This is a genomic window from Chryseobacterium sp. 14P4.3.2, assembly GCF_057799275.1.
This window is the reverse complement of record NZ_JBYOKO010000035.1, coordinates 1-7274: the sequence shown is the minus strand read 5'-3', so window position 1 is coordinate 7274 and position 7274 is coordinate 1. Positions and strand designations below refer to the sequence as shown.

Sequence of the window (7274 nt, the reverse complement as noted above, 5' to 3'; positions counted from 1 at the left end):
AATATTCCAAGCGCAAAAGGCGTCCCCTTAATGAGTATCTTACTCGATTGAGGTAATTTTTATTATTAATCAATAATATAATTGATAAAATCATTCTCGTCCCGTCCCAAAATAATTTTTATAACAACGGGATGCGACTTATATTTTGTTCCGTTCACATCAATTTCCAAAAACATCTGAATAAGTGAATATGGTTTCCTATGATGAACGGTATGTCTAAATGAACCGGGTCTGTTAAATGTTCCTGACGGATAAAATTCTTTATAATCCTTACCAGGTCTGAAATAGTTAATAGGATTAATGTCCAGAACCATTTCATTAGATGTTACAGGATATTCGGACTGTCTCCCCCAAGCTTCCGCATCTGATGGAAGTTCCTTGTAAAAACCTGCTTTTTTCAAATACCCGCTTTTGAGTTTTTTCTTTTGTTTATAACGTTTTATGATGATCTTAGGCTGGTATTTATCGATATCTAATTCGTTTGACAATTTTATATTTAAATATTTATAAGCTATGTATCGACTTAAAACATGGTTGTATTGATCAAACTTTTGCGGGTCTTTTACATCATTATCTTCGATGTTTATATGCCCTACACTTGTTTTACCTTTTTCCTGAGCTACATAGAAATGATAGTATTTTGTCTTAAACTTTCCGGAGGGTTTTACATCAAGACCAAAATTAAACTCATTCAAATGGACATAATTATCTATGAATTGGCCAAATTGACTTTGTGTGGGATATTTACCTGTCTCAAAGTAGGTTTTCAGCTCTTCTCTTTGGGTTAGTTTATTGTTTTCTTCCATGGTTATTTTAATGTTCTTTATTGCTTATATCCTTAATATAATTGTTTTCTGGATTTACTTATTGTTTACGATTTAAAGTTCAAAATTCATCCTTTTTTTATTCCTGGGAAAGTTTTTCAGCCTATCTGTTCTGTAGTTGCAGCAGCTGTTATTTTCTGAGAGTCAGATAATGTAATGCGTTATTTGAAGGCCCAAAATTGATCTTTTTTTTCTTCTTATAAAAGTTTTCCGGCCTATCTATTCTGTAGTTGCAGCAGCTGTTATTTTCTGAAATTCTAATAATGAAGTGCGTTATTTGAAAGTTCAAAATTGATCTTTTTTTTCTTCTTATAAAAGTTTCCCGACCTATCTATTCTGTAGTTGCAGCAGCTGTTATTTTCTGAAATTCTAATAATGAAGTACGTTATTTGAAAGTCTAAAATTGATCTTTTTTTTCTTCTTATAAAAGTTTTCCGACCTATCTATTCTGTAGCTGCAGTAAGCTGTTATTTTCTGAAATTCTAATAATGAAGTACGTTATTTGAAAGTTCAAAATTGATCTTTTTTTTCTTCTTATAAAAGTTTTCCGGCCTATCTATTCTGTAGCTGCAGTAAGCCTATTTTTCTACTCATAAACAAAGATTTCAATTATTCCGGATGTTCTTTCCCTATCAAAAGGAAAACAAATTTAAACAACGGCAAATGTATTCAGGTACACAATATAATTGCCCAACGTTGCAGGTATTGCGTCTATAAGGAATGTTTTTTTAAGAAGAAAAGTAATACATTTAAGTTTTGTATGAAATGTATTAAAGATGCCGGCTCACTTAGCTATTTGCTGCTTTGTAATTTCTTATTCGGCCATATAATTACATTCGACTCTTAAATTTCTTATTTGGCTTGCCAACCCGCCACCCGAAACATTCATATTATTCTGTCCTGATGCCAGATAGGCTGTCATTAAAAGATCGTCGTTATCTGCGTTATACACTTTACACTCAATGGATTTATTACTGTTCCGAAGGTCCGCTTTGTAGCTAAAAGCCAGAAAATCCGATGCATCATAATGATCAGTCACTATATCTTCAGCAGTGTAGCCATAGCTCCAAATTCCTCCAGACGGTATATATTGAATAGATTCTCCTGTTTTATTGAGAAATTTAATCTTTGTATTGATAATGTTCATGGTTATTCCATAATCAAGCTTACTGATTTCTACGTAAAATACTTTATCTTCAAATATTCCAAAGTTAAACCCATCAGAAATGGCAGGCAGATTACTCCCAAAGAGCCTGGAGATCCAATAGTTTGAATTTATCTGGTAACGCAAATAATAGTATTGCGTGCCTGTTAATGCTTTTGCTGAGAATTCCTTTGCTGTAATGCTATAGGGTCCTTTACCCAAAAGATATTGTTTTGTCGGATCGCCGTTGGTTATTTTACCCAACTGTATTATCTGATCTTCTTCATCCTGTGAACTTATAACAATGGGACAATTTTCATTTTCAGAGGTATAGTTTGCAAAACTAATGTATGGGCTATTAATAGACGACAATGTATTGGCAAGGATAATCACTTCTCTATCAGTCAGTAAATCCTGCTTATGTTTTAAAGAGTCTATCAAATCCGAAAACTGGCTTTGGGTGGGCTGTTTCCCTTTTTCAAAATAAGTTTTTAGCTTTTCTCTTGTGGTTAATTTATTTTCTTCCATAATATTTTACTTTTTATGACTGCTTATATCTTGTTTTTTGGGGATTCAATTGATGCTTACTTTTTAAAGTTCAAAATTCATTTTTTTATTTCTAAGAAAGTTTTTCAGCCTATCTGTTCTGTAGTTTCAGCAGCTTATTTTTTTAGCTTTCAATTTGAGAATAGCTGCATTCGATTCTTATATTTCTGACTGCTATGACCTGACCACCGTTCAAAGAATTTTGGTTTTTCCCTGCAGGTAAGTAGCCTGTCGTCAACAGGGTATTGTTATCAGCATTATAAACCTCACATTTTATGGACTGATTAATTTTTGTAAGGTCCGCATTATAATAAAGAGAGAAATAATCTCCGAAATCATAATGATCAGTAATGGTATCTTCTGCTATATATTGGCTACTCCACCCTGGAGCTTCAATTCTATACCGGATAGGTACTTCAGTTTTATTAACGAATGTAACCCCTGTATTCAAAATGTTTATTTTCTTTCCATAATCTCCCTTTGAAAGTTGTATGGGTAATCCAATACTATCCAGCTTTCCAAAGTCAAACCCAACAGGAAGAGTTTTCAAATTATTTCCGAACAATCTGTTAATAGAATAGCTCTGATTTAATTGATAGGTCAAACCATAATATTCAGTTTCTCCTAAATCACCCTCTAAGATTTCTTTTACTTTAATTGTGTAAGGTGCATTGCCGATTAAATATTGTTTATCTAAAAAACTTTTGAAATCCGCTGATGAAATCACCTGGTCAGGTTCATCATTCGTGCTTACCACTATTGAAAATTTTAAGTTCCCGATACTGTTTAATAAAAAACTAACAAATATATTATCAATAGACGTTAAACTATTGGCAAGGATTGCCAGTTCTCTTCTGGTATAGACATCTTCTCTAAGCCTTAGAGAATCTATCAAATCGGCAAACTGACTTTGTGTTGGGTATTTGCCTTTTTCAAAGTAAGTTTTTAATTGGTCTCTGAGTGTTGGTTTATTTTCTTTCATAATATTTTACTATTCTTTACTGCTATTTTATAAGCACAATTACTTTTTGGATCCTATTACTGTTAATGATTTAAAGTTCAGAATTCATCCTTTTTGTATTCCTGTTAAAGTTTTTTGGTTTTGAAATGCTATGGTTACAGCATTCTTTATTTTTCAGGATCGGATGATTTATTATTTAATTTCGAAATTCAAAATTCCTCTTTTTTTTCCTCCCGGGAAAGTTTTTCGACCCAGGTGTTCTGTAGTTGCAGTAATATCTAGTAACAATTATGCATAACTGTATTTTGCGGGTCAGATTATTTTTGTGCGATAAATTGGGATAAATGTGTCGAAAATTAAAAGTCAACCAATAGGTGTTTTATCATTAAAAAAGGCTCAGATTATACAATCCGAGCCTTGCTTTATTAAGATATATATCTGACAAGAGCTTTCTTCTTTAATGAAAAACTATATTTTTGAGGGTATCTAAATCGGTTGAGAATACAGCAGCAGGGGCAAATTTTGAGCGTAAAAGAGCCTTGTAAAAACAAGGCTCTTATTATTATCGAAACAATTTTTTTGACCTATATAATGTTCTTGGTACAAAATGATCATCTTCAAACTTAATTGTTACATTCTTTGGAACATCTTTAATCTCTTTAATATAATCTCCTGTAAAACATAGAGAAATAAAACATTCGGAAACTAAATTAGATAAAAAAGACGTATCAAACTCTTTAATTTCATTCGCCTCAAAAATTAAATACTCAAGATTTATGAGATGATCTAAATTCTCAACTTTGGTTATCTTATTTTCATTTAAATTTAGTTCTCTTAAGTTTTTCAGATTATCCAATCCTTTGATTTTTGAAATTTCATTATAACTTAAGTCTAATACTTCTAAATTTTTCAAGCTATCTAATCCTTCAATTTCTTCTACATGAGTAGCCGAAATAAAAAGTTGTTTGAGATTGTGTAAGGTATCCAAACCTTCAATTTTGCCTACCCTACTTCCATTTATTCTCAATTCTTCCAAATAGGGAAAACGCTCCAGATCAGTTATTCTTTTAATATTAGTTTCTCCAATATTTAAAGAGCGGATATTTTCATTAACATTTATCTTTTTTATATGATCAATTTCAGTCAGGCTGACATCTAACCGCTGTAAGAACTTTAAATGTTCCAAACCATTTACTTCTAGATACGGATTGCAACTAATATATAATATTTCCAGATTAATTAAATCACCCAACAAAGAAGTGTCTTTAAGTTTAGTTGCTCCCAAATCCAGATTTTTCAAACTTTTTAAATCTCCTAAATACCTAAATGATTTTTCCGGTAATTTATTACCGGTTAAATCTAATGTTTCTAACCGTGAAAAAGCATTTAAGGGACGTAACATTTTCACATTGCAGTATGGAAGAGCTAATTTAACAAGACTGTCCGCTATTGGTAATAATATACCAATATCCTTTAAATCAACCTCATTTAAATATAATGTTCTAATATTCCCATCTTTATCCATCTCATAATAATTTTCCCAGATATGTTCGTTGGAATGTATAATTTGAGTATTAAACTCTTTTTCAAGTTTTTTTATAAAATCTGTCATGGTTTTAATTTCTATCTTTTTTTTAATCTTCAAATCATTGATAATTATGAACTTGCAACAATTTTTGAAACAAAATTCACATACTCTTTACGCTACATTTTTAGATTTATTATAGACATTAGGTTTTGATACTCTTTTATGGTTAACTTTCTTAAAGTTGAATACTCGAGTGTACGGATAATCAGAAAACTTTCAATCTATGCTATTATTTTTAAGATATTAGAAGCTCATATTTTAAGGAATAGATATTTTGCCTTATCTCTTTTAAGTAGTGTCCTAATCCCCAACCTCCTATTGTATGTAATATATTAAATCTAAAATGTATTTCCAATATAAAATAATAAAATTCTTGCCTTGATTTTTCAATAACAAAATCCTCTGCACTTATCATTATATAATTTATATAAAACGGATGATTAGCTATAAAGTTGATACTTATTTTACCAAAAGGAAGTATGTATTCAACATTTCCTAAGTTAGGCGCTTCTTGTATATCATTTAACATTTTTTCGACGTCTTCAATTGGTATAGCATCAAAATCATTATTATCGTAATCATTTATTAGATAAAAACATTCTGAATTACATTCAGCGTTCAATTTGTTAATCAAGTATTCATGAACAGGTAGCAAAATATCCTCTGCTCTGCTTTCTGTTTCTAATTTCCCTATAGTATTGAAAAAATCACTCATCTTATTTATATTTAATTATTACCTTCTCGTATTTCTGTCCCCCTTTCGAGTAACCATTTTTTCAAGACCTGCTAATGAAGCTAAAAAATCCAATCACTACAGGAATTGCTCTTCCCAAAGCATTTTCTATTGATTTGGCTACATTTTCCGCTGGCAATAGCTTTTGATACTATCGGTAAATGGTTTTATCAGCTCCATTTTTATAAAGATAAAAACTTTTGAGAAATCTTTATAAAATCCAAGCCCTAACTTTTTAACTTACACACTTCGTGGGATAGTGTCTCTATTTTATTAAAAAATAATTAATACTTTACAATAAACATTTTATAAAAATAAAGTATTTTTTTCTATTCCTCTTTAAAAGCTTTCATTGCTTCATCTAAATCATAAAACATTTTTGAGTTCTTTATAAAACCATACGTAGTATCCGTATCCTTATTTATAATATAGCTTACTTTAGACGGGTTATTATCAAAATCTTTATAAGTAGGAATAAAATCCATTAAATACTTGTCTAAGTATTGATACTTAAAATTTGTAATATCAATTATTATATGCTCTACCCCTGAAAACCTTAAAAATTTATTTAGACTGGCATAAAGTCTTTTAGTTTCTAATATATCATCATCAAGATCGTTGGTGGATCCTGGATATGTTCCTATTATTTTAAAATAGCCTAATTCATTTTTTTTGTCGAGTTTAATTTCAAAAGAAAAAAAATGGACATGATCTAGTGCCTTAATAAATTTAGGTTTATTATATCTATCATCATATATTCTTGTTTTTCCATCGTAATATGTTTTTTTTAATAATTCAGAACAATAGTTTATAGCATTTAATTTTGTGTCAAAAACGTTATTTTCTTCAATTATAAAATTCCCTTTTATAAAAATAAATCTATCTTTATAGATATGTTTTAATTCAAAAGGTTGATTTGTATTATTTTGTAGGTCAGAAAAATTAATTATCCTATAATAAGTATTATCATAAAACTCTTCATTAAGATAAAATTTTAATAACTCTAATTCCTTAATGGAATCAATTCTCCCAATAATATTTATTATCGGAATGTAGCTATCACTTTTTGTTAGTTTCCAGTAAATAGTATGAATAGTAAAGTTTGTTTTTGGTGCTATGTATGTTTCTAATTTCATATTTTAAAATATTATTTCTTTACCTGTTAATGCATTTTCTGATAAAATTCGCACAGTACTTTTTCTACCAAGTTGGTTTTTAGTCTCTTTTGCAAATATTTCCTCTAAAATTTTTAGATAACCTGGATCTATTTTCATTAAATCTTCTTCTTTTAAAGATTTTGTCACATTATTAATTTTCTCAAATAAATTATGCTTTGTAATAAATTTACTATCTATGAAGTTGTTTGAACTTTTAATTTTTTGATTAGTCTTAAGGAAAACGCCAAAAAGTGCAGATTCTTCCAAGTAATATCCAGCGTTTCAAATCTTATCAACAAAGACTTGAAGCCATCTAACCAG

The 7274-nt window shown here is 29.7% G+C and carries 7 protein-coding genes; all 7 read right to left on the bottom strand.

The window, feature by feature from the left end; translation table 11 throughout:
* Positions 1–65: 65 nt before the first annotated feature.
* Entirely contained in the window at positions 66–806 is a 741-nt protein-coding gene (locus AC27VX_RS23430; RefSeq protein ID WP_300685057.1) for a hypothetical protein, read from the bottom strand.
* Between the two features lie 832 nt (positions 807–1638).
* The gene (locus AC27VX_RS23425; protein WP_300685055.1) at positions 1639–2496 is read right to left on the bottom strand and encodes a hypothetical protein; all 858 of its coding nucleotides are present in this window, start codon (positions 2494–2496) and stop codon (positions 1639–1641) included.
* A 142-nt stretch (positions 2497–2638) separates the two neighbouring features.
* The gene (locus AC27VX_RS23420) at positions 2639–3496 is read right to left on the bottom strand and encodes a hypothetical protein (protein ID WP_236855120.1); all 858 of its coding nucleotides are present in this window, start codon (positions 3494–3496) and stop codon (positions 2639–2641) included.
* 541 nt (positions 3497–4037) lie between these two features.
* Positions 4038–5087, bottom strand: coding sequence for a leucine-rich repeat domain-containing protein (locus tag AC27VX_RS23415; protein WP_236855121.1), 1050 nt, complete (start codon positions 5085–5087; stop codon positions 4038–4040).
* 211 nt (positions 5088–5298) lie between these two features.
* Positions 5299–5778: a hypothetical protein gene (locus tag AC27VX_RS23410; protein ID WP_236855122.1), complete on the bottom strand. Its 480-nt coding sequence runs from the start codon at positions 5776–5778 to the stop codon at positions 5299–5301.
* Positions 5779–6125: 347 nt separating this feature from the next.
* The gene (locus AC27VX_RS23405; protein ID WP_488698362.1) at positions 6126–6932 is read right to left on the bottom strand and encodes a hypothetical protein; all 807 of its coding nucleotides are present in this window, start codon (positions 6930–6932) and stop codon (positions 6126–6128) included.
* Between the two features lie 3 nt (positions 6933–6935).
* Positions 6936–7220 (bottom strand): hypothetical protein, encoded by a 285-nt coding sequence (locus AC27VX_RS23400; RefSeq protein ID WP_488698360.1) that lies wholly within the window; start codon positions 7218–7220, stop codon positions 6936–6938.
* Positions 7221–7274: the final 54 nt, after the last annotated feature.

What these genes read in the sequence shown, in the direction of transcription:
- AC27VX_RS23415 (WP_236855121.1), bottom strand. Translation starts at nt 5,087, where the DNA reads ATGACAGATTTTATAAAAAAACTTGAAAAAGAGTTTAATACTCAAATT.
- AC27VX_RS23430 (WP_300685057.1), bottom strand. Translation starts at nt 806, where the DNA reads ATGGAAGAAAACAATAAACTAACCCAAAGAGAAGAGCTGAAAACCTAC.
- AC27VX_RS23425 (WP_300685055.1), bottom strand. Translation starts at nt 2,496, where the DNA reads ATGGAAGAAAATAAATTAACCACAAGAGAAAAGCTAAAAACTTATTTT.
- AC27VX_RS23410 (WP_236855122.1), bottom strand. Translation starts at nt 5,778, where the DNA reads ATGAGTGATTTTTTCAATACTATAGGGAAATTAGAAACAGAAAGCAGA.
- AC27VX_RS23405 (WP_488698362.1), bottom strand. Translation starts at nt 6,932, where the DNA reads ATGAAATTAGAAACATACATAGCACCAAAAACAAACTTTACTATTCAT.
- AC27VX_RS23420 (WP_236855120.1), bottom strand. Translation starts at nt 3,496, where the DNA reads ATGAAAGAAAATAAACCAACACTCAGAGACCAATTAAAAACTTACTTT.